At 29.4% G+C, this 23,146-nt stretch carries 24 protein-coding genes; all 24 read right to left on the bottom strand.

All coding sequences use genetic code 11. The features are described 5' to 3' along the window. Positions 1 to 88: 88 nt before the first annotated feature. Positions 89 to 958: a DUF262 domain-containing protein gene (locus HYG85_RS20425; protein ID WP_212691218.1), complete on the bottom strand. Its 870-nt coding sequence runs from the start codon at positions 956 to 958 to the stop codon at positions 89 to 91. 51 nt (positions 959 to 1,009) lie between these two features. After that, complete coding sequence (locus tag HYG85_RS20420; RefSeq protein ID WP_212691217.1) at positions 1,010 to 1,402, bottom strand: hypothetical protein; 393 nt, start codon at positions 1,400 to 1,402, stop codon at positions 1,010 to 1,012. 431 nt (positions 1,403 to 1,833) lie between these two features. Further along, on the bottom strand, positions 1,834 to 5,220 hold the full coding sequence (locus HYG85_RS20415) for a tetratricopeptide repeat protein (protein WP_212691216.1): 3,387 nt from the start codon (positions 5,218 to 5,220) through the stop codon (positions 1,834 to 1,836). A 1-nt stretch (position 5,221) separates the two neighbouring features. Beyond that, positions 5,222 to 5,452, bottom strand: a complete 231-nt coding sequence (locus tag HYG85_RS20410) for a hypothetical protein (RefSeq protein WP_212691215.1) — start codon at positions 5,450 to 5,452, stop codon at positions 5,222 to 5,224. Between the two features lie 16 nt (positions 5,453 to 5,468). Beyond that, positions 5,469 to 5,678 (bottom strand): RNA methyltransferase, encoded by a 210-nt coding sequence (locus HYG85_RS20405; protein ID WP_212691214.1) that lies wholly within the window; start codon positions 5,676 to 5,678, stop codon positions 5,469 to 5,471. Positions 5,679 to 5,782: 104 nt separating this feature from the next. Then, a complete protein-coding gene (locus HYG85_RS20400) occupies positions 5,783 to 6,247 on the bottom strand; it encodes a hypothetical protein (RefSeq protein WP_212691213.1) in 465 nt (154 codons plus the stop codon). Positions 6,248 to 6,621: 374 nt separating this feature from the next. After that, positions 6,622 to 6,783: a GIY-YIG nuclease family protein gene (locus HYG85_RS20395; protein WP_212691212.1), complete on the bottom strand. Its 162-nt coding sequence runs from the start codon at positions 6,781 to 6,783 to the stop codon at positions 6,622 to 6,624. Between the two features lie 586 nt (positions 6,784 to 7,369). Then, positions 7,370 to 7,771 (bottom strand): helix-turn-helix domain-containing protein, encoded by a 402-nt coding sequence (locus HYG85_RS20390; protein WP_212691211.1) that lies wholly within the window; start codon positions 7,769 to 7,771, stop codon positions 7,370 to 7,372. After that, positions 7,764 to 8,747: a hypothetical protein gene (locus tag HYG85_RS20385; protein ID WP_212691210.1), complete on the bottom strand. Its 984-nt coding sequence runs from the start codon at positions 8,745 to 8,747 to the stop codon at positions 7,764 to 7,766. The genes HYG85_RS20390 and HYG85_RS20385 overlap by 8 nt, the downstream gene beginning before the upstream one ends. Beyond that, positions 8,725 to 8,895, bottom strand: a complete 171-nt coding sequence (locus tag HYG85_RS20380; RefSeq protein ID WP_212691209.1) for a hypothetical protein — start codon at positions 8,893 to 8,895, stop codon at positions 8,725 to 8,727. Before HYG85_RS20380 ends, HYG85_RS20385 begins: the two co-directional genes overlap by 23 nt. Before the next feature lie 18 nt (positions 8,896 to 8,913). After that, the gene (locus HYG85_RS20375; RefSeq protein WP_212691208.1) at positions 8,914 to 10,695 is read right to left on the bottom strand and encodes a VirB4 family type IV secretion system protein; all 1,782 of its coding nucleotides are present in this window, start codon (positions 10,693 to 10,695) and stop codon (positions 8,914 to 8,916) included. After that, on the bottom strand, positions 10,692 to 11,324 hold the full coding sequence (locus tag HYG85_RS20370; protein ID WP_244971233.1) for a hypothetical protein: 633 nt from the start codon (positions 11,322 to 11,324) through the stop codon (positions 10,692 to 10,694). The genes HYG85_RS20375 and HYG85_RS20370 overlap by 4 nt, the downstream gene beginning before the upstream one ends. A gap of 95 nt (positions 11,325 to 11,419) precedes the next feature. Then, positions 11,420 to 11,692 (bottom strand): DUF3846 domain-containing protein, encoded by a 273-nt coding sequence (locus tag HYG85_RS20365; protein ID WP_212691207.1) that lies wholly within the window; start codon positions 11,690 to 11,692, stop codon positions 11,420 to 11,422. Positions 11,693 to 11,705: 13 nt separating this feature from the next. After that, positions 11,706 to 12,905 carry a C40 family peptidase gene (locus tag HYG85_RS20360; RefSeq protein WP_212691206.1) on the bottom strand — a complete coding sequence of 400 codons (1,200 nt, stop codon included), beginning with the start codon at positions 12,903 to 12,905 and terminating at the stop codon, positions 11,706 to 11,708. Between the two features lie 95 nt (positions 12,906 to 13,000). Then, positions 13,001 to 15,007 (bottom strand): hypothetical protein, encoded by a 2,007-nt coding sequence (locus HYG85_RS20355; protein WP_212691205.1) that lies wholly within the window; start codon positions 15,005 to 15,007, stop codon positions 13,001 to 13,003. A gap of 75 nt (positions 15,008 to 15,082) precedes the next feature. Next, on the bottom strand, positions 15,083 to 15,748 hold the full coding sequence (locus HYG85_RS20350; RefSeq protein ID WP_212691204.1) for a hypothetical protein: 666 nt from the start codon (positions 15,746 to 15,748) through the stop codon (positions 15,083 to 15,085). After that, on the bottom strand, positions 15,738 to 16,064 hold the full coding sequence (locus tag HYG85_RS20345; protein WP_212691203.1) for a PadR family transcriptional regulator: 327 nt from the start codon (positions 16,062 to 16,064) through the stop codon (positions 15,738 to 15,740). The genes HYG85_RS20350 and HYG85_RS20345 overlap by 11 nt, the downstream gene beginning before the upstream one ends. An 83-nt stretch (positions 16,065 to 16,147) precedes the next feature. Beyond that, positions 16,148 to 16,675, bottom strand: coding sequence for a hypothetical protein (locus HYG85_RS20340; protein WP_212691202.1), 528 nt, complete (start codon positions 16,673 to 16,675; stop codon positions 16,148 to 16,150). Continuing rightward, positions 16,663 to 17,055 (bottom strand): DUF4320 family protein, encoded by a 393-nt coding sequence (locus tag HYG85_RS20335; protein WP_212691201.1) that lies wholly within the window; start codon positions 17,053 to 17,055, stop codon positions 16,663 to 16,665. The genes HYG85_RS20340 and HYG85_RS20335 overlap by 13 nt, the downstream gene beginning before the upstream one ends. Positions 17,056 to 17,219: 164 nt before the next feature. Beyond that, the gene (locus HYG85_RS20330; protein WP_212691200.1) at positions 17,220 to 20,306 is read right to left on the bottom strand and encodes a hypothetical protein; all 3,087 of its coding nucleotides are present in this window, start codon (positions 20,304 to 20,306) and stop codon (positions 17,220 to 17,222) included. Between the two features lie 130 nt (positions 20,307 to 20,436). Next, entirely contained in the window at positions 20,437 to 20,904 is a 468-nt protein-coding gene (tnpA, locus tag HYG85_RS20325) for an IS200/IS605 family transposase (RefSeq protein WP_212691167.1), read from the bottom strand. Between the two features lie 66 nt (positions 20,905 to 20,970). Next, positions 20,971 to 21,189 carry a hypothetical protein gene (locus HYG85_RS20320; protein ID WP_212691199.1) on the bottom strand — a complete coding sequence of 73 codons (219 nt, stop codon included), beginning with the start codon at positions 21,187 to 21,189 and terminating at the stop codon, positions 20,971 to 20,973. Positions 21,190 to 21,345: 156 nt separating this feature from the next. Then, positions 21,346 to 22,218 carry a secretion protein F gene (locus tag HYG85_RS20315; protein WP_212691198.1) on the bottom strand — a complete coding sequence of 291 codons (873 nt, stop codon included), beginning with the start codon at positions 22,216 to 22,218 and terminating at the stop codon, positions 21,346 to 21,348. A gap of 4 nt (positions 22,219 to 22,222) precedes the next feature. Beyond that, entirely contained in the window at positions 22,223 to 23,146 is a 924-nt protein-coding gene (locus HYG85_RS20310) for a type II secretion system F family protein (protein ID WP_212693805.1), read from the bottom strand.

Here is a 23,146-nt window from a genome sequence, read left to right as displayed (position 1 = left end):
GGTAAATGTCAAGCATTTTTTAAAAGATTAATATAAAATCGTATAAAAAAAGAGCTCTGCATTATTAATATACAGAAACTCTATTTTCTTAACTTAATGACATTGGATTATGGAAGGCACTGCAACCAAAGTTATCATAAATGTATTTAACTGTATTATTAAAACTTTCTTCAAACCTTTTAATATCTTCTTCTGAACTATTCCTTAATATCTTCATTACATGATTTAAATGTTTTTTAAGTGAAATTTGCTTTTTGTCTGTAGGTAAGAAATTTTTTGATAATGCAATATACCTAAGAATAAACTCTATATCCTTCATTCTACTATCTACGTTACCACCATAAAGTTCTCTCCATTTAGAATTTTCATTAATCCTGAAAAGAAGATCATTAAAACTCCCTTGATAGATACAATTTCTTATTTCTTGAGCTGTTAAGGTTCTGCCACTTGTGTTTATTCTCTCAAATATTTGATACAAACTCGAATCATTTTTAGGTGTTTTTTGTTCAAAGATTATGGCATGAATTGTAGTACTTTTTATCCTTCTTTGCTCTTCAGGTTCTAACTGCTTGAAGCTTTTACCCCTCCATCTTTTATTTATTTTATTAGAGTTAGACAATTTAAATACAGAACTATCTTTTGAATAGATTCCCCTTTCAACAAAGTCATAAACTGTCATAATCCTCTGATAACCATCAATTATTAACTTATTATCTTTTTCAACTTTAGCTAAAAATATACTAGGAACCGGTAACCCCAAAAGCAAAGACTCTATAAATCTACTTGCTTCAGACTTGTCCCACACATATTTTCTTTGTAGCTCAGGTTTAATCATTTCCCCTTCCTTATACATTGATATTAACTCTCTAAAAGATAAATCAGCCCCCCAAGAAGTTATATTATAAAGGTCATCATTATCATAATAATCATCATCATTATTTATTTCATCAATTACCATATTTATCTCCTTTCAAATATTAATAATATTAATATTATTGTATAACATATTTTAACAAATTTCAAACTGATAATACATTTTATATACATCATTTACAAAAATAACTCTAAATATTGATAGTTCGATTTTATCTCTAATATTTGAATTTATTTGTTTATATTTCTTTCCATTTATTCTAACATCTAGTAATGCAGAATTGTTCAACTTTAGCACATTGTCAAAAAACAAGTTAACCAATGACAATATTTTATGACCACAAATAATTTCATTAGTTGGTATCAATATTATAAAATCTTTTTGTGGTATATCTCTCACTATACTATCAATAAAATATGATACTATTATTAAATCTTCATCTAAAATTTCTTCAAGTTTTACGTTAGTAAGTCTATAGACTTTTATTAATTCACTTAGAGTTAAATATTGAATCATAGTCTTATTCATAACATTATTCATCTCCTTTTTTTTTAATACCAAAACAAAAACAATATATATTTATTCTATGAATAAAGACCTTAATTAATTCAAAACCTTTAAGCTTTAATTAATATAGCTTACTTGTCTAGTAATCATCAGTGGTCTACAACCTTTTGAGTTTTCAATTTTAACTACAATTCAATAATAATGTACTAAAAACCGCAGTCACTTATGAAACAGTTCACCGTACATAGAAACATACACTTTAGATTATGAACGTGCTGAAGCACGCTTAAACAATACATCTTTGCATATCATAACCGTGTGTTTGGCGGAAAGCTAGATATTATTCTAACATTTACCAAAGATGATTTTGATAGTATGAAGTAAAAGTTTACTCTTTCAAAACTTTTCTTCATTACCAATTGTGTAGCTATTTTAGCAAAAGGCAGCCTAAACTAGGCTGTCTCTTCATTTATCTTTTTCATTTCACTTAATAAAATTTCGGCAAATTGTCTATCTATGTTACTCATATGAGTATTCATTAAATCCCACAGGATTTTAAACTCTTCTGGTTTGTTTTTATACCGACCAAAGAATGAAAACAATCCGTTTATAATGGAAGTGATTATCGCATCAAGTTTAACAAAATTATAATCTTTTTTTAAGGCATCATAAAATCTTTGTCCTTCTCTTTCGTCAACATAATTAGAGTAGTTCATAAACTCATTTACAATATTATTTGATTTAAAGAATGGTTCTTTTATATTAACATCGTCAATTATCTTAAGTAAATTGTTATAGTAATATTGTGTTTTCCCAAGGTATCTATTTAGATACTGAAACATTGCTACAACACACCTCAGATAAATCTCTCTGTCTACCTTCTGTTCAATAATCATTAAAAACATGTTGTACACTTTTATATAACTGCTATAATCACAGAACCTACTCATGCAAAAGTAGTAGCTTAATTCTTCTTCTAAATCATCAAAACTTTCTAAGTTAATAATTGAATCATACATCTCAAAAGCGTTAAAACTTATAAACATATAGTTTCCTTTTAACAAGCAATTGTTGTACTTTGAATATTCAGCCCTATTCTCCAAATCTTTTAAACACAAACCTCTTGATACTGCTATAATATCAACAACAAATTCAGACTTTTCGCTTTTAAAGTTTTTAAGATTAAAATCCATTGCTAGGTAAGGAATAGAGTTCTCATATGAATAACATAGGCAATGAGAAGTTTCTGTTAAAAAAGCTTCTTCATCCTCTAGTATTGATGAATGTATTGGAACAACTTTAACATTTGAAGCATTATGAATAAAATCTAAAGCCTTTCTAAGAATTTTACATTCATTCATAAGTAATGAATCTTGAATAGCCTCAATAGTAGAGAATAGTACATATACATTCTCAAATTTCTCTAATAAACCTATAATACCAGATTCAATCATCACAAAAAGAGATATGGAATCTACAATGATAGTATTATCAATTATTGTCGCACTTTCGTTTACCTGTGCCACTTGACCTGTTGCAATTTTAATTTTTTTCCCTCTGTGTCTTAGTTCATTAAAAATAAAATTTAGCTTATTATCTTTTAGTATTTTCATATAAGTTGATAATCCAATCTCATATGAAAAGAATCTTTCTCTAAAAGCATTGTAAGCTTCTCCATTGCCAAGTAGTGCATCTAACTCACTTCTATCAAGCACTTCATTTCCTTCATCATCAGTTTTAATGATTCGGACTGATTTTATCCAGTTATTCTTAGGAAACTCTTGATGATATTCGCCCATGTATTTAGCAGATTCATCAACTCGATTTACTCTCAAACTTAATGAAACAAAGAATCTATGACTCTCAGATTTATAGTGGTCTTGGTCAATTTCTTTAGCTTTTAATGCCATTTCAAAGGCATCATCATATTTTCCCTTTAACACATAAGCTTGTGCTAGCTGGATGTGAACATCGGCAGTACAAACCTTCTTTTCACTAATTAAATCAAGTAATATTTCAATTCCTTTGTCTAGATTCCCACCTTTCAAGTAAAAAGAGGCACCTTTCATAGCAGTCTTATAATCACCTGTTATTTCAGAGTATTCAATACATTTATCAGCTATTAAAAAAACTTCTCCTTTAGTGACAAGATATTCAATTTCAATTTGCAATCTGTCTTTATCACTCAATATGCTAAAGTCGATTTGATTAAAAAATCTATCCAATTCTCTATAATCTTTACTTTCCAATATCGTAAAGAAATGTGTTTTTATGAACTCAGATAAATCAGTTCTTAACACAGAAAACTTATTCTCCATTACTGCTGTTGTAATCTCAAAAGCTTTATCAACAAACCCATGTCTCTTAAAAAATCTATAAGCATCTCCAATAACAATATTGTTTGGATTTTCTTCTAGTAAAGCTGATAATTTTCTTTCTGCTTCTTCAATCCCTCCAATATGTTCTAAGTGTTGAATCCAAATTAATCTAAACTTGACTTCATCTTCTCTACCTTCACTGTATTTCTCAAATTCACTGCTAAACAAAGCATTATCGCTTTTACCTAATGCAATCAAATAGAATGCAAGCATTTGTTCATCACCTTTGAAGATAGAATCTATTACTCCATGCAGTTTTTCTACAACCTTACCATACTTACCATGATGCATTAACCATGTAACTTCTACTTTTAATTGTTCGGTTGGATTTAATTCACTTGAAATATCAGTTGGTTTCTTACCTAGTTTCACTTCAGCATTTGCCTTTAACTTAGCTAATTCTTGCGATTCTAAACCATCGATATACTCGGTATTCATTGATAATTCAATTACCTTTTGAGGTTCATCAATCATTTCCAGTGCATTCAAATAATATGGCATCATTCTAGTAAGAGTTGATACATCCTTCTTAGTTTTCATAATCTCAAGAATTTCCTCGAATACTTTAACTGCCTCATATAAGGCATCAAAGTCGAGTTTATCAAAAGTAATATACCCTTTATCAGTCGATTTACTAGTAGCCTTATAGAAATACGACATTGCAATCCCAAGTTGAAAATGAGTCATTGGATGTATAGCATTTGCTTCAGTATAAAATACTATTGCATCATCATAGTGCCCCAGTGAATATGATAAATCACCTTTTGCACAAACAACATTTGATAATTCTCTAGTGTCATCAGTATATACTTCTCTAAATGCTTCTAGTTGGGTTAAGCCATCCTCATATTTAATTTCCTCGTTAATACCTTGTGCAATTATTCTCAAAACTTTTGACTTTACATAATCTTCTTTAATTGTGTTGGCTTCATTACAAAGACGTATTGTAGCTTCTATATCTTGACTATTAAACTTTCTAATCGCAGTTAAGTAGATAAACTTATGATAATCAGTAGCATCACTCAAAAGTTCTAATTTTACCTTTAAAGTCTCTAGTTCAACCTCTTCTACATGTAGATTAACTTTACAGTTGTATATACCATTCAATAAATAAAACTTATCATCGACTGATAACGCTTCTCCAATCAAGTTAGTTTGCAGTCTTAAATAAGCATCTAAAGCTTCAGCAGTTAGCCCATCATCCATTAGGGCTTTAATTTCACCTTTACGTGCTTTTATTAATCCATGATGAACTGGAAGAATCGAACCGTCAACATATGTTACTGGTGCGTTATATATTGTAGTATTAAAAGAACCATCAATCTTCTGTTTTACTCTTCCACCATTCTTAGCAACTGGATTGAAAGATTTTTCAAATTTAGTCTCTGTAATCGCTGTTAATGAGTCTTCGTTAGTGTCGTCATCTCTGAAACACCTTATAATTTTATCAAATATTCCCATACTAGTCTTTACTCCCATTATCTTGCTTAGTATTGAAGGAATCCTTTATCTCCATTTTTATGTTTGAATTTTTAGAAGCTTTTGGATTAAACGATTTATCTATTTCTGTATTGTTTTTGTTATTCTTTTTGGTAACATGACTTACACCAAAATAAATAGTCAATCCAATACCAACTACTGCTAGAACAGTACCAGCAACAGTTAAAATGAAGCTAACATCTATACCATCCATATTGCCACCTCCTCTTTTATAACATCCCATATTGCTTGAAAGCATCTGTTATCATTTCTTTTTTATCTTCAGGACAAGGATAAGTTTTCGAATCCATAGAGATTCTATTGGGTGCTACTCTCATTTTTAACCCATGATATTCTTTCATGTCTGCAATCCAGCAGGTTTTTATTGATGTGTTGTATTTGTCTTTTACGTAGCTTTGTATTTCTTTATAAGTTGCCATTTCAGACCTCCTCAGTAAATTTAATTTTATATTCACTACAATTCATGTTAAAATCGATTAAATATCCATTTACACCAGTATTAAGAGTTATATTTTGAGGATTATTAATTGTCATACCAAAATCTACAATTCTGTATTCTCTTTGTGGTATAAAAAAATTCTTTTGAAAAATGTAATCCCTCAATATTGGATTTTCTAATACTCTTTTCAATACCTGTCTGGCTTAAAGAATCATATCTTGATTTAATAGCCTCTTTTGCAGAACTATTTAACTGTATAATCTTCTGCTGACCTGTTTCATAATCTGTAATAGCTATACTTTGAATCTCAAGCCTTACGCTATTTTTCTCTAATCCTAGTTTTCTGATATCTTCATCTTTTAATAAATGTACTAATCTTCTATTTATGTCTTCGTACAATATATTTTTACATACCAACTTTTTACTAAAGCTTTTCTTAAGATTATCTATAAATGAGTTAGTATCTTCAATAACAAACATAGAATCTATATTGGTAGTAAAGATATATTTATTTTTTTTATATGTTATTATCATTTTGTCTAAATTCATTTAGCTCTTTAAAGAACAACCATCCATTTTGAGATGTTCCTGATACAAGTTCAGCAGGTTTTGATGGTTTTTTAAATTCTAAATTAACACAAGTTGCAATAGTACCATTTGATTAACAGCTTTTCCCCTCTGAAAGATATTTATCTATGATATCATTATATCTTTCATAAAAATTATCTTTACACTCTTTACTAGATTCATTAGGTCTTCTTATTTAGGCTTCCTTTTTCAAGGATAAAACGTCCATCTTGTACAAAAAGTTTAGCTTTATAGGATTTTGAAGGATAGTAATATTTTATATCAATACTATTGTCTTTATTAACATCGATATTAACCCCTTCTGCTTTTAATAAAAATTCAATTTGATTTATAAATTAATTAAGTCTCGCCTCATCAAACACACTAATAATAGGTTTCTTTTCTTTCATATCTTTATTTGTAAGAGAAAAACTACTCTGTTTAAATTTTTCAATGAATTTATACTCCAAATAATCAATCGTTAACTTATCAAATGAATTATTATCTGTAACAAACATAATACAATATGACCAAAAACTTTTAGTTGTAATATGATCATTTATTCTTTCAATACCATTGACTGATTGCCCTATATATACTAAAGATTCATATTCTAAGCTATCGTCAAAAAGAAAGTATACTGCATAATTTTTTGATGAAGGGAAATCTTTAATAACTTTTAAATTGTCTTCTGTGAAGTAATAACCTCTTATTTGACTTGTTAGTATCTTGAAATATCTTTAAATTTGATACTTCATACTCGTTAGGATATAAATAAGTAACAGTTTTTTTATACGCACTCTTCCCATGTTTTTTTATTATTTTTTAATACTATCATTATAATTAATCGGACTAAAATATATGTAATATTAACCAATCATATTATACTACTTTTTATATTTAAAAACAATTTTATCTGTTATTTACAATTCATTTAACCCCACACAACATATCATTTTTCCCTAATTAACTACTCTACTTATCAATTGTTCTAGCTAATATATATCATTAATCCACTATACTCAATTTCTAATAATATTTCTTTTTCAATATCCCCTACCAATAGAGATGTATAATTAAAGGTACGTCAACATTACTCAGCCCCTATGACAAGATGACACCCAGTGATTGCTTTAATCGTTGAAATACTGATATTTTAGGAAGTTGTTCTACTTTAATCTCATTGTCATCCCTAATAATTTCATCTTGGAACAAATTCTCTTCCCTAATCTTTACTTCACCTTTTAAAATTGTATAATAATTAGACCTTTGTCCACCTTTTTCATGGAAACGGCTTTCTCTTTTAAGAAAGCCTGTTTCTATGATATCATTTAATGCTCTTTGGACTGTTCTTGGGCTGATACTACAATCTTGTGCTATTCGTTTTACACTTGGAAAACATGTCATATTGGGATCTGCTCTATTTATTAAATATAGAATAACAAGCATAGCTCTTTTACTCAAATCTGATTTATATACTAAATTGATTACTTCACCTTTATTCATCTTTTACATCTCCTCTAAAATAATTTTCTGTAATATCTCCAAATATCCTCATGTTAGATTTTTCATTTAACATATTATTGCAAGGCATAGCCACATATACAGTATCTTCAGCACAATTATTAGATCCATTAATAACAATATTCTTCTTAACCTCCTTTAGCATCAGCACACTCTTCTCAAAGTATGGTAACTCATGTGGTTTCTTTCCTCCACACACAATCCTAATATCACAGTTTATAAGCCCTTTTGCTGTTTTACTATTCAATACCCCTAAATCATATATCATAAAGTCAAAGACTGTTTCATTTATTGAATTTATACTCTCATAAGCAATACCGTTGTAAAAATAACCATCACCATTCTGTTGCATTTTATAATACTCAGCTATTAACTTTAAATGTCCACTATCATTAGTTTCAATATAACTTACAATTCCACCAATACTTTTTAAATAACTTGCAAACTGCATAGCTATTGTAGTTGTACCTACTCTATTTTGTGTACCTACAACCCCAATAGTAATTTGCTTTTCTTTAAAATCCAGTTCTCTTTGTTGCACATCTTCACACAATAGTCCTATTTTTCTTTTAATATAATCTTCTGACATACTATCAAACAAACACATCTTTATTTCCTCTTTTAAAGCTTTAACTTCTGTTTGAGTAATAATATTAAATATACCTAATTCAATTAGATTATGAACTAGGCTTTCATTTTGTTCAGCCATATAAAATACTATCTTAATTTTACTATATAACTTAAATGTTTTAACTGCATTAACAATCTGTTCCTCAGTATCTGTTATACATGTTCTATCAATAACTATGGTTTCTATATGACCTAATCGCTGTATAGACTTTCCTAAAAACTCTTTCAGGCTGAATTCACCTACATATTTTTTAATAAGAACTTCTTCTTCATCTTTCAAGAAATCCAATATATTCATATATATTTTACTGGTCAAGTAAAGTATCACTTTGTATTCCTCCCTGTTGCTGATTTATTTCAAATTGCCTTGGTATTTTAAATTCTATTTCCTTTGGCTGAAAGAAAAAAAGTGCTATTATACCCAAGACAATAAACACTACATATATCATAATTTCTATCATATTAGATTTTTTCATAATCAGTCTTCTCCTTATTTACCTTCCACCCTTATTTCCCATATAGGCAAACTTATAGGATGGAATATCAAAATCAACATGTAATCGTTTAGATCCCACCATTAATAACCCATCTCCTCTTTTTTTCTGAGCAAGCAAGGCTTCTTCAGCATCTGTTAAGTTATATAATTCCTTTAACTCCGTTAGATTTTTTCCATCTGTTCCAAGTAACACTTTAAAACAAGGAATATCAAGAAGTGCTTGTCCATACATTTTTATTGATGGAGCCAGAAAGTCAACTACTGAATGAGATACTATTGCTAGTCCTGCTTCATATTTTCTTGCTCTCTTTGCTACATCTCTTAGAAATACCAATGACTGTGGTACTCTTGGATCAATCATAAGATAACTTTCATCTGCTATTAATAATACAGGTTCTGTTCTATCCTTACTCATCTCATTCCAACAAAATGTTAGTAAGTTAAAATATTGTGTTTTCTTAACGTTATCACTTGCATTTTGAAGTGAAAATGTATCAAGGCAAACACACCTTGACTCAGCTTTTATACTACTATGACCACCAAATAGAAAAGAATCTCCACCTATTGCAATATCTTTTAATAGTGTTGCTAATTCTTTATACTCTACTTCTTTCTTTGATTTCTCTAAGATTAGTTCATATAAATCCTTCATTATAGGAAACTCATTATTCTTTAGTAGTTTAACATCTGTATCCCAAAATATATTAAATTGGTTATAAAGGTCTATTAAACATGACTTTAGCAAAGCTTTCTGTATCTCTGTTAAGTTCATATATAAATTAAAAAACACCTCAACATTTTTTAAATGTAGTGCCATTGCTCCTAGTCCTTCAATTTCATCTTGTTCATCTATTGCAGGAATATCTCTTATTTGTAGTGGATTAATTCTTCCATTACTTCCTCCACCAGCATTAATCAAATCTCCACCTAATGCTAAACAAAGGTCACGATACTCACTTTCTGGATCAATAAAAAGTATCCTTGTTCCTTTCATGTATTCAGATATTGCTAGGTGTTTGACCACTGTTGATTTACCAACTCCTGCAACTCCAAGTATAGTGAAGTTACTATTTGTCCTATCTCCGCCACGTTTCCAAGTATCAAGTACAACTAACCCTCCACTTGAATCTTTTGCAAAATAATAACCTTTACCATCACTATATCCACTTGTAGAAAAAGGGTAACCACCGACAAATGTACTCATCGGCATTACCCTTTGTAATATATCATTTATACTTTTTGTTTTTCTATAATATGGAGATAGGTTCTTAAATGCTTGCTCTTGTAAATTGGATAAAACCCTTCCTTTACATTTAGATGAAGCTATACTACTTTGTGTTTTTCTACATACTCTTTCAAATTCCTTATTGCCTTTAGATAATCCCATGATACTAAGACTCATTGCACCAACTGATTGATTATCACCATCTATACTTTCAATCATTTTATCCCCATCAACAGCTGCAATTTCTGCTCGTTTTTGTAGAAGCGGGTCTTTATTATTTACTGCATCACTTCTGTTACGTATAATACTGCTTGAAACACTGTCTATGAAATCACTACCATCTACTGGATTAAAAGTTATTCCTGCTATTGTTCCTTTTATATTAGTTAGCTTTGATAACCACCCATAATCTACTTTTTGAGGATATTTAACGATACCGTATATCTTAGCTAAGTTCTCACCTATAACAAGCTTATTTCTCTCTATCTCCAATCCTATTGGTGTTACTATACTTAATAGTGCTTTATTTATTTTTAGATTTTGTTCTTTCTTCAATTACATTCCTCCCCATTACTTTCATATATTGAATTGTTGACTAAACTACATAAACCTACAATATCTCCATCTTGAAGCAATGTACAATTAATTCCACAACTATCAAAACGTCTCATAAAATCCTTTGTCCTTTTAATCAAATCACTTTCTACACCTTCATGATTTTTCTGCCATAACATTATGTAAAATTGACGTTCAACCACTTCTCCTGATAAGGCATAGTCATTCATTTCATAAATCTCTTTTCGTAATAGTTCCTTTTGTATATGGTCTTTGCTGCTATGAAGTATCTCCGAGTATTCTTCAAGTAATCCTGATATATTTACTGGTCTTGATATGGCTAAAAATTTAAAAGGCTCACTAATACTTGATAACTCTGCTGTAAGCATATTACACATATTTTCTTTTTCTCTTTGAGATAATAGTTCTATAGATATTGGTTGAATTCTAAAATAGCTAATAATATATCCATCTTTTGTATAAAGAAAGTTATCTTTTATATCTACAATATTAGTAAAATCCTGAGCTGTATTTTCCTCATTCTTATTTTCATGATTTAATTTAGTATAAAAAAAATACCCCATACTTCCTAAAAAGCATAGGGTAAGCATAATAACTGGAAGTATCATTGTTATTCCTCCATATCATAGTTATTGTCAATATCTTTATTAGCTACGATTATGTATCTCTCTATTTCCTCAAATCGTTTTATATATTTTTCAATCTATTTATCAGTTAGTGATAAACTTTCACCGCTACCATCATCCCCCACGATAACAAAATTGCCTGCGATGATATCACCATTATCAAGACTTCTATTTCCTTCAAGCCCTATTAATTTTCCAACTGCATTACAAAATATAACAGCATTCTTATCTAATATGGCAAGTTCTATATCTCCACCTACTAATTTTCTATACTCTTCATACGTATTTTTGAACTCTATAACCTCTGGTTTCTCACCTACTCTAACATGTATACCTCTTATCTTATTCATAAAATATCATCTCCTATTCTATTAAAATAGCAGGTCTTTTAAAGTATCTAAAACCCACTTCATCTGCTGTATCAACAGAAATATTGTTATCCTTGGCATTACAATGAGCTACTAGAATATTACCTTCTTCATCAAACCCTACTATTATACCTACGTGATTGATTTTTCTTGTATTGGGAACTGCAAGAAATACAAGATCTCCTTCTATTACCAGTGATTTATCAATAGTTGTTGATAAGTTCCACTGGGCTGTAGCTCCATGCCCTATGGTTTTGTCTATATTTGACTTATCTAATCCTAGATTAGCAAATATCCATGTAACATAACCACTACAGTCAAGACCAAAGGGTCTAACAGTACCAGTTGTACTACTTCCTTCCGAATAAACTTTTGTTGGTGTACCCCATCTATCATCCCAACCACTGGCTAAACTTTTACCACCCCAAAAGTAATTAACCTTACCAACTAAGCTGAGAGCATTTTCAACTATAGTCTTCCTTTTTATGTTTAGGTCTTTTGGTAAATTAGATTTTATATTCTCTATCTCTTTAGTTGAGAGATACATTTTTGTATCTATAGGCATAATTAAATCGCTACTTAACATAACCTCTTTTAGAATTTTCTTTTGTTCATCTGAAAATCCATATTCAACTGCCATTTCACTAGCTGAACGGTTATCAATAGTAATTATCTTATGGCATGTGTTTGTAGTATTTTTAGATGTGGTTTCTTTACTATCTATAATTGTTTTATTATCAATATCTACCTGTACTATATTCATTTCCCAAAAGGTATCTTCTAGCTTCTTCTTATCTTTATTATCAAGATAAACTACCTGTTTCCCATCTTTTGTAGTATTCATAACGCTAAAAAAAGATAACACATCTATTGAACTATCAATTAATGTATTATCTTCACTACCTACTACTATTGTTTGGATAGAATCCATCCTGTTATCGTTTTGTTCAAACTCTATCTTTTGTATTAAATCATTTTGTAACTCTTGCATGATTAATTGTACAGACGCCTCACTATTACTACTCCCATCATTAAAGAGACTAAAAAATATAGCAAAGGGTGATGATAGTATAAGTAAAACTAAAATAAGCGGTGTCAATACTGCAATCAGTATTATCCACCGCCCATTTTTATCTGTGCCAAGTTTTTCTATTGTTGTTGCTAATTTTGTTATTGTAACTGGGTCTACTGCCATTCAATTCCCCTTTCAAATTAATTTAATATTGTATTGTAAATTACTATTGTGGATATTACATATCTTTATATCTATATTAATTAAATATGTTATGGCTAATTAATGGAACTAGGAGCTATATGCCAATCATCATATACATTTCCTTCTATCATAACTTTATCACTTAGATTAACTCTCAACATTCCATCAGGTGTCCAACAATCTATTACGTTTGCATATATCTCATATTTACCATTTGGATAGGGTAATGGTGTAAAGTGTGTTCTACTATTGAAGGTTGAAAAGATATTCTTTTTAAATTCAAATTTATTGATACCTATCTTTTCAAGTAATCTCCAATACATATTATAACTATATTCAGGAAAGTAAGTCACAACATTTTGTGCTTTTGTATAATGACTTGATGGTGCATTAGTAGCTATACCAGCATCTATTTTAATATCTACACCATATCCGCTTGCAATTATATATTCTCCATATCGTTCCTTAGAACTTGGATTATGGCTATCAGGAACTAATTCCATAGTAACGTTAATGCTAGCTGTATATTGAGTAAAAGTATATACCCATTCACCATAATCTTCCCAATATCCTTCATCTACCCATTTGTACCTATGAACTCTTGTGGTACTGCCATCCTTATTAGTTCTTGTATAACATCCACTGTGATATTTTTTCCAATCTTCATGCCATCTATAGTCAGCACCCCATACTGCACTATAGATTCCCCATTGAGCTGAGGTTTTATCAGCTTGATTTGGTAATTCTGGAATTTCAAAGTTGGGCATAGTATCAGTTGGACGTGGATCAGGTGGTTCATTCTCTGATAAGCTTTCAATTTTTACTTTAAAACTTTCATTTCTCCTTCCATCTTTAAGTCTTGCAGAAGAATTTCCAGATATACTTACATCTACAGTTACTTCACATAGCTTTGAAGGAGTTCTCCACTTTAACCAAGCATATTGACTATTACCACTTGGTATGACTATTGGTACAGTCGTAGATTGTCCATTTGCAGTTATAGTTACATATGCTTTATTATCAGAAGGATATGTATATGAGTTTTTTCTCGTATCTATTTCATTATGACGTTTATCAGGTGTAATATCACCATTTGTAGCTTCTACTATTACAGAAGTAATTACTTCTGTGTTAACTCTATAGGTATAATCATATGTTGTATCATTCTCTTTGGTATCACTACCATTTGGTTCAAGCATTCTCATACCTATACCACCACCACTAATAATTCTATCATCACTCCAATAAACACCATCAGCTAAAGGTTTTGTTACAGGTATACCTATCCAACTTTCTTCTAATACTATAGAATTAGGTAAATCACAATGTGTCATACCTGCTACATATTGACCAGTTTTACCCCAAAACCAATTAAAATATCCTAGCTTTTGAGATAGTGCATATTCAGTAGCAGTAAATGCAATAGGCTGCCTATACCCTTTACTATTAGGTTTTGTATATGTAATTGTGACTGGTTCATAGATAATAAGCCATGCTACTTTGTTTTGATACTTACCATTTGATTTAACTGGTAATATTTCTTCTGGAGGAACAAGACCTTTCTTACCATTAATGGTAAATGAGATGTTTTGAACTAGACCTTCCCTTGTTGTTCCTTGCTTTTCAGCTATATCATCAATAATTCCAATTAATGTTCTAGTATCTCCAAAGTAGGATTTTACAGAGTTAATATTTCCACCATTGGTAATTGGTATGGGAGGAACATTACCTGTTATCACTTCATTAATTGTTACCGGTGATAAGCTTGCACCTTGAATATAATCAATTTTATTATTTGGTGTTCCATAGGTATTTCTAGGGATAGTAAAATTGCTAGGTTTAATATATGTTGGTTGATTTCCTATTCTTTTAAACTTATTAATACTATCATTCATATCTGTATCATCACTTAATCCAACATAAATAGAAACTTTATACATATATTCAGAGCTTCTATAAAATGCTTTTCCTTTTAATGCATTATTTGTATCACCATTTCCACTATCAGCATTATCTTTTGCAAAAATATTTACTGTGGAAAATAAAATCAACATTATTATTAGGGTTATAAGCTTTTTCAATTTTTCATCTCCTAACGTAAAAAAGCCAATCCATTTATGGATTGACTTTTTTAAATATATATGATTTTATGTTAACTAAAATTTATCGCCTGTTCCCCATTCACCGTCACCATAATTGGAACTATCACGTTCCCCTCTATCACCATTAGAGGGTATACTAGAAGGTGATTTTAGAAATGGGTTTTCACTATCTGGCACTACATTTTCATCCTTATCTTCTGAAGTATCTTTTGGTACATCAGGTGTAATAACAACTGGATTTTCAATCGGCTTTTCTTCTACTGTTGGTTTTATATCATATGTAGGTGACTTAGTATTTTCTTCCTCATCACCACTTTTTAAACCATCTTCGTCACTAGATATAGGCTTCATTTCTGATTCAGTAGGCTCATTAATCGGTTCTTCCTTAGATAAATTGGGTTTTGGTGGAACAATTGGTTTTTCTACTTCTACATTTACTTCTTGTATATCCTTTTCCTTATCATTGTCCCTTTGCTGTAATTCTTTCTCAGTTTCTTTATCATTAACTTCCTTCTGTTCGTTAGTTTTAATATCTGGTACAGTAATAGTTGTTTCTTTATCAATATCCTCAACTTTTACTTTTTCTGACTCTTTATCATTAACATCTAAATCAGATTGTGTCGTTGGTTGTGATAATTTAAATATACCATATATGAGTACTATTGCTACTACAATTAATGCACACACAATAGTAATTTGCTTATTTCTATTATTCTTCATACTTACATACCTCCAATGTCTTCTTAATTCGAAATGTTAGTATCTCTAGATTTTTAAGTTCTTTATTTATAGTTTCTCTTCCTTTATCTGTGATTCCATAATATATTACTTTTCTATTCTCATTTGTTTCAGCTGTAATCTCAATAAGTCCACGTTCTAGCATTTTCTTAAGTTTTGCGTATGGAGAAGCGTTTAAAACTTTAACCTCTCCTTCTGATATTCTCGTTACCTCTTTTGATATATCATAACCTTTCATAGGTTTTTGTAATAGTACTAATAATATATATATTGTTAAGTCAGTATTTCTCTTTGACACTTAAATTCCTCCTCAAAACTATACTTATTACAACTATAGTTGTTATAATCATATTATCATTGCTCAAATCTTTTGTCAATAGCTTAGAATTTTGGAGTGAATTTAGCTTTTAATTTTAGAGGTATAATCATATCTGGTAAGTGTCCCCATCCAAAACTTAGAGGTACTTGTAAAGTTATATATACATCTGCACTAAACTCATCATTTTCATTTCCTCTAATTGGTGTATTTATTATCTTTACATCAAGATTATATAAAGAGTATTCTGTTTCTTTTTTTGTGTACTTAACATATTTTCCACTTTTTCTTTGTAATCCGAGAAGATCAGAAAGATCAGCATATACTTCTCCATTATCTATATCGGTTTCCCACTCAGAATTTTTAAGAGTATATCCTCCTGCATAACCTTGCCTAAGACCATTATAGTTGTTGTCCCAATTGTTAGTTACAACCGATATAACAGAGGATTGTACAGCATCATTAACTCCCTTTGCTATAGTTTGAAGTCTTATATACTCTGCAATGACTGTAAATAACAGCATCATTATTAAAACAGCAACGCATGCTAATATTGCTGCATTTCCATCTTTATTCTTTATCAATTTTTCCAATAGACTTCACTCCTACCTGTAGCTTTAGATGTTAATGGAATTGGAAATGAGCCAAAAGAAAAGAAACCTATGTTGGTTTCTAATGTAAGCACTAAACTAAATTCATTATTAAGTTGTATTTTACCTTTTGTTGACCATTCTACTTTTGGATTAAGTCCTGTCTCTGATTTCATATTGTTAATTTTGCTTTTGGTTTGATTTCCTATTCTCCCTTCTATTTCAGCATATCTTACTACTTCATCTGCAAAAGTATCTAGCTTTGCTTTTTTAATAAAGATTGGTAATACGCTTGTAGCTAGTGCAATTATGAGTATAACTACAAAAACTACAATTACTGCATCTATATACCCTTCTCCATTTTTATTCTTTAATATAATCAATTAATCACCCTTCCATATAACAAAAAATACTTCTTAATCACATCTTTTAGTTCGTGTTAAGAAGTATAAATATCTTTTTAATTATTGTATTTTCTGTTCCATAAATTTATTATTTAGTATTTCTTATTTAACATATTATAGTTATACTTAATGTTTGTAACTATTTATTCGTATTTTCTTAATAGAGAGATTTCAATATATGTCATAAAACTATTATATAGCTTATTCCAATCTACATTACAGTCATATTTATCAAGTAATTTTAGCATATTTCCTACGAAATAATACAAATTACAATACATATCTATACTTTTAATCTTACCATTTAATGCTTTGTGGAGTATAGATTGCATATCTTGAGTGACCACTTTAGATTCAAATTCTTTGAATAAATTAAGCTCAGCAAGTGTACAATAATTTCCATCATTACATGACGCAACTTCATCAAGGCTCAAATTATTATCTTTTATTAAATAGGCTGCATCATCTGTCAATATTCCTTCTAATAATTTTTTCTTATGTGATTTGCTGGTATAACTTTCTTCTTCATTATGATATTCAACATTAATACCATACTCTGATATAATTTTAGTCTTTGCGTTTTTTGAATTAAATCTTAAGGACTTTCCACTCCATTTGATATAGTCTAAAGCTAAATTCTTATATTTTGAGTTTAAGACATTTTCAATATCATCATATTCAATATAAGAGTAGATATATCTTCGCTCCATTTCATGATACAACAGGTTAACAAACTCTTGTCTTCCTAGCATTTCTATATGTGTAACAGGAAGTTCAAGCCAACGAACATTTAAATCCTTTAAGTCATATTTTCTCCTCATCCTCTTTATTATTGATGTATCACAACTATTAACATAGTTATGTAAAATATGTCTAATACCTTTTTCAGATAAATTTTGAACATCAATAATAATTTCTAAAGATACTTCTGGTGAAATAAAACCACATTTCTCAAATACAATTAGTGCAGTATCAACATTTACTACTGTGTAATCTTTCCTCATATAATACATTGCAAAATAACTACTTATGCTTTCAATATCTATTTTTCTAGATTGAAAAATAGATAATCTAAGATAGTTTAGTATATGTTCTCGTAAATCAAATGACCCTTCATTCTTATATATCTCAATAAGAGCTGCTAAAGACTTGTCTATATACTTATTTTTAACATTAATAATACCCAGTGCATTAAGTTTGTTAGAAACTTGAATTAATGTATGCCTAATAAAAGTAGTATTCATTTTATGTTTTGTCATGAAAGTTTCAATTCTTTTTTCTGCACTACAAACATCTTTGTCATCTATAAAAGATCTAATAGCACCTTCAAGCTCTTTAATTTCACTAATATCTGTCCCATTAATATAAATATTCACAAGTAATTCAATTAAATATTCATGATAGTTTCCCTCTTTTGAAAGAAATGCTCGCATACTATTATTCATGGTCATTTGACATTCTAGATGTTTAAAAAACAACTTTTCCACCTTTATATCATTAAGAAAATTGGTGTAATAATCATCAATTGAATAGTTATTATCAGAAGTCATCCTTAATAAGACATCAATATTATTCTCTTCGATGTAATAAAACATTCCAAAAAGAAATTCAGAACTTGTTATATCTTCAATTGTATATCCATTAAAGATTAAAGCTTGTACATAGGTGTATAAAAATCCATTTAGTGTACTAAAATGGTCACGGCTAACTATGTTAAGGATTAAACCAATATCATAATATTCTTCCAGAGTTAAAGCATTAGGAGGTATTCTATATATTTCATTTCTGATTTCTAAATAAAAATTTCTTAAGGCTTCAAAATCAATGCATTTCTTCAAAGCATTGTTGAAACAATCAATATTTGCATACTTTTTAATTATGTATAATTTCTGTTCTGGTAATAATTCGAATAGACCAAATCTACTTTGAAATCGACTTTCTTCCTTAATCAGTGATTCGTATACTTTATTGTATATTGGTTCAAGTAAACTACTGTATTGCGGAATGCTTTCTCTTATAAATGTATTAAAACTATCATGAATAAGTGATACTCTATTTAACCTTACTTCAAATAAGTATGGATAGTCATTTAAAAACTCATTGATTGTTTCGCAAAGCAAAGGATCACTAAGTAATAATTTAATTTCAGAAATCATCAAATATGATTTAGTACACAAAAAAATTGTCAGCGCAGATTTTACTCTTACTCTACGAGTCAATTGATCATAATATTCATTTAAGTCATTAATAGTTTCTAATTTAGGAATTGATTTAAATTTGCTGTAGTGTTTGCCCAAATAGTTAACAATAATAGGATAACCTTTGGATATTTTATATATTTGCATTACAACTGTATAATCTGAAATCATCAACATTTTATCCAAATAAATTTCTACTTGATTAAAATTCCAGTTACTCAAACAAATTTTTTTCCAGCCAGTCTCAATTCGTAAAGGTCTAGTAAAAATAATAATTTTCGCATTTTCCCAATTATGATTCAAAAAATTGATGAACAAATTTAGTTGTTCATAGTTATAGTTTTCTACATGATCTAAACCATCGATAATCAATAGTCTTGATGTTTCATCAAGTTTACTAATTATTTTATCCATACTTCTAAATACTAAGTCATTAAACAAGCTCTTAGATAAGTCAAAAAGAAAATTATTAAACTCTAACCTATTTCGATAATCAGTATCTTGATTTGATATCCAAAATCTATATATAATATCATAATCATCTATTTCAATATGGTTAACTAAATGACTCTTACCTACACCAGGCTTGCCTTCAATTTGTATAATTTTATTATGTCCTAGTTTTATATTACCTAGATTCACAGTTTGGTCCAGTAATTCTGTTGAGTACACTTCTATATAAGGAAGATCTTTACGAGTTAACTTCAAGTGTCTTATATCCAATTTTCTTTCAAATATTTTTTCTAACCTAGGTATTCTACTAATACAATGTTGATACATTTCCTCAATTATTTCGTAAATTTCTACTCTAGAAAGCCCTATAATATATACATTTTTCATCTGATATGCTTTAAATCCTAATATTTTTGAATTGTATTGTAAATCTAAATGTTTAACAAAGATAATATTTTTATTAGATGAGATATCATGCGATTTTCCTTTAATAATAACTTGATCTTCTACTATTTTAATATCTTTTATTGAGATTTCACTAAAGTCCTTTAACTGACAACTTATTTCTTCATTTTCCAAAATCACCACCACCCGTAAAACGGGTGGTTTGCACTTACCCTATAAGGGTATATTACTAGCTGAGTCTCAAGACTCATTGAATAGTCTGCCAACTGCATCTATTCTCAAGTTACACCTAAAGGTGTTTTCATTAGCCTTTTATTATCGGCTTACCCGTAAACGGGTCAATATATTCCTTCAGACTTAATTGATCTGAGGCTATATCTTCTTGTAATTGATTTCTTATATACTGTTCTATTGCCTTCTTGTTCCTTCCTACTGTATCTACAAAATATCCTTTACACCAAAATTTTCTATTCCCATATTTATATTTTAAATTAGCATGTCTGTCAAATATCATCAGCGAACTTTTTCCTTTTAGATATCCTACAAACTGTGATACACTTAATTTAGGTGGTACACTTACTAACATATGTATGTGATCTTTACATGCATTTGCTTCTATTATTTCTACGCCTTTATACTCACATAATTTACGAATTATCTGCCCAATATCTTTTTTTATCTTTCCATAAATTATTTGACGTCTGTATTTTGGTGCAAATACTATATGATATTTGCAATTCCATTTGGTATGTGCTAAACTTTTGTTGTCCATTTGGACTTCCTCCTTTGTCTATTATAGATGCGGTCGGCAAACCTGCTTCTATCTTAGCATTGGAGGTTATTTTTTTCTACTCATAGCTATAAGCTTTTTAGAACCACAGGCATAGCCTGTGGTATTCATTAATACAACAAGAATTAAATCATCAAATTGATGATTTACATCTGCTTCAATTTCAATTTCTTTAATTTTTCGTTCAACATCCATTTTTGCTATCATTAAGAAAGCTACAGATTTTTGATAGCTATAACCTATAAATGCATTTCGTGCTGGTTTCATTTAACACCTCACATTAATTAAACATTGGTACTATTTTTTAATATTGCTAAAAATCTAGTATTTTATAATATATAAATCCTTTTATTTACACTATTATTATAAAATCCACATATGCCAATTATACACCTGCTAATTTATTCCTGTCCACCAAATATATTAAAATAACTCTCCCATACTCTCAATAATCTGCAACACCATCACCACAAGATACATCATCACAAAACACCCAAGCATCATCATAGAATATTTCTTTATCTTCGCTGGTCTTCTCATAACTTCTGATTTTAATCTTTGCAGTTCCAATTGCTTAAAATCATGAGCTAACATATGAAAGTACACGATATTATTGTCACCTCTAATTGTCCCTATGAGTCCTCTAATTACATCTGATAACATACTACTACCTATCCTTGTTTCAAATCTAGTCAAAGCACTTTCAAGATTACCTGACTTCATATCAGCTATAGTTATTTCTAGCTCTCTTTTAAATACTCCACTTGAATTTTTCTTATAAGTTTCAAGTATAGATAATACATCTCTACTTCCTTGAAGTTCTTGAGCTAATGTATTGACAAAGCGTGGTAGTTCATATTCTATGTTCCTTTTACTTTTCTTTAATATCTCTTCTGCACTACTTATCTCTTTAAAATAAATAAGAATAGCTACTATTAAAATCACTGGAGCTAATAATGGTAATATTAGAATAGCAGGAACGATACATAATAATGTCATTCCTGCTTTTACATAAGCTTTAGCAATATAGGTTTCAGGCATTAATTTTATATTTGCTGACCTTAAAGTCATTATTAACTTTCTTTTTTTGTAATTACCCAATTTAATATATTTACCTAATTTCTCTGATAGTTCTAATACGATTACTTCTGATAGCTTAGGCTTGTTTATTCCTTTTTTACTAACAGCTAAATAGACTTTATCAGCTCTTTTAGTTGGTACTTTCAAAAAATCAAGTAAGATAAAAAACAGCCCTACACTAAAACATATAATAAATAAAAATAATATTTTTATCACTTGGTCACCTCCTATATTCTACTGGTTTTGATAATTTTACAACACCTGCTATGGAAAAGAATAATACACTTGTACATATGGCAAGTGTCCCTTTACCTACTGGTGTGAATATAAGTGATTTGTACCAGTTACAATTAAGAAAATAAATTAGAGGTATGTTTGCTATAAGAAGTGCTGCCATTATCATAAATTCTTTTAATGGTTCATAGAGCATATTATTTAGTTCAGCTGATACTATTCTCATATCTGACAATTTTGTTACTATTGGCGTTAATGTTGATTTAAGATTCTTATCTTCTTGACATTCAATAACAGCATCTACCCACTGTCTAAACACATCACTGTCTATCTTACTTCTGAGTTTTTCCAGTGCCATAGTAATATTAGAATTTATAAGTGTACTATCTGCTAGAAATGATTTAAAAACATTATAGACTGGTGGGTTTATGTACTCAGCATTTTCTTCAATGGCTGTTATGATGCTATCACATCTCATATATGAGGTAGTAACTACAGATAATGCTGTTTCCAATTCTGCATTAAGCTCATTTTTCCACTTAGTAGCAATTAGTTTAACATACCAAAACGGAGCAAAAGCAAAACCCAACCCAAAGACTGGTATTAATAACATATTGTTTATCATAATAGCCAATAACATTCCCCCTACCGATAAAATAATAGATAGCATGGTAATTAAGTAAAAATGTTCTTCTCGACCAGTCATTTTAAGAATATCCTTCGTTTCAGTAATGACCAATTGAATATTTTTAGCTTTCTTTTTATGGGTTACTTCTAGAACTCTTTTCCTTATACTTTCTTTTTTCCTATTATGCTTTAGTAATTTAATCTTATCAAATAATTTTAAAGGGGATAACCTTATAAGTATAAATATACCTGTAACCATTAATATAAAAGCTATAGCAATCAT

Source organism: Vallitalea guaymasensis, from assembly GCF_018141425.1.
In the GTDB taxonomy this organism is placed as follows: Bacteria; Bacillota; Clostridia; order Lachnospirales; family Vallitaleaceae; genus Vallitalea; species Vallitalea guaymasensis.
Note: the sequence above shows the minus strand (reverse complement) of the source record. Positions and strands in the feature narration are given on the sequence as shown.

Bases quoted from the DNA above. Each gene is read 5' to 3' on its own strand.
- HYG85_RS20425 (WP_212691218.1), bottom strand. From the start codon at position 958: ATGGTAATTGATGAAATAAATAATGATGATGATTATTATGATAATGAT.
- HYG85_RS20420 (WP_212691217.1), bottom strand. From the start codon at position 1,402: ATGAATAAGACTATGATTCAATATTTAACTCTAAGTGAATTAATAAAA.
- HYG85_RS20415 (WP_212691216.1), bottom strand. From the start codon at position 5,220: ATGGGAATATTTGATAAAATTATAAGGTGTTTCAGAGATGACGACACT.
- HYG85_RS20410 (WP_212691215.1), bottom strand. From the start codon at position 5,452: ATGGATGGTATAGATGTTAGCTTCATTTTAACTGTTGCTGGTACTGTT.
- HYG85_RS20405 (WP_212691214.1), bottom strand. From the start codon at position 5,678: ATGGCAACTTATAAAGAAATACAAAGCTACGTAAAAGACAAATACAAC.
- HYG85_RS20400 (WP_212691213.1), bottom strand. From the start codon at position 6,247: ATGAATTTAGACAAAATGATAATAACATATAAAAAAAATAAATATATC.
- HYG85_RS20395 (WP_212691212.1), bottom strand. From the start codon at position 6,783: ATGTTTGTTACAGATAATAATTCATTTGATAAGTTAACGATTGATTAT.
- HYG85_RS20390 (WP_212691211.1), bottom strand. From the start codon at position 7,771: ATGAATAAAGGTGAAGTAATCAATTTAGTATATAAATCAGATTTGAGT.
- HYG85_RS20380 (WP_212691209.1), bottom strand. From the start codon at position 8,895: ATGAAAAAATCTAATATGATAGAAATTATGATATATGTAGTGTTTATT.
- HYG85_RS20370 (WP_244971233.1), bottom strand. From the start codon at position 11,324: ATGATACTTCCAGTTATTATGCTTACCCTATGCTTTTTAGGAAGTATG.
- HYG85_RS20365 (WP_212691207.1), bottom strand. From the start codon at position 11,692: ATGAATAAGATAAGAGGTATACATGTTAGAGTAGGTGAGAAACCAGAG.
- HYG85_RS20360 (WP_212691206.1), bottom strand. From the start codon at position 12,905: ATGGCAGTAGACCCAGTTACAATAACAAAATTAGCAACAACAATAGAA.
- HYG85_RS20350 (WP_212691204.1), bottom strand. From the start codon at position 15,748: ATGAAGAATAATAGAAATAAGCAAATTACTATTGTGTGTGCATTAATT.
- tnpA (WP_212691167.1), bottom strand. From the start codon at position 20,904: ATGGACAACAAAAGTTTAGCACATACCAAATGGAATTGCAAATATCAT.
- HYG85_RS20320 (WP_212691199.1), bottom strand. From the start codon at position 21,189: ATGAAACCAGCACGAAATGCATTTATAGGTTATAGCTATCAAAAATCT.
- HYG85_RS20310 (WP_212693805.1), bottom strand. From the start codon at position 23,146: ATGATTGCTATAGCTTTTATATTAATGGTTACAGGTATATTTATACTT.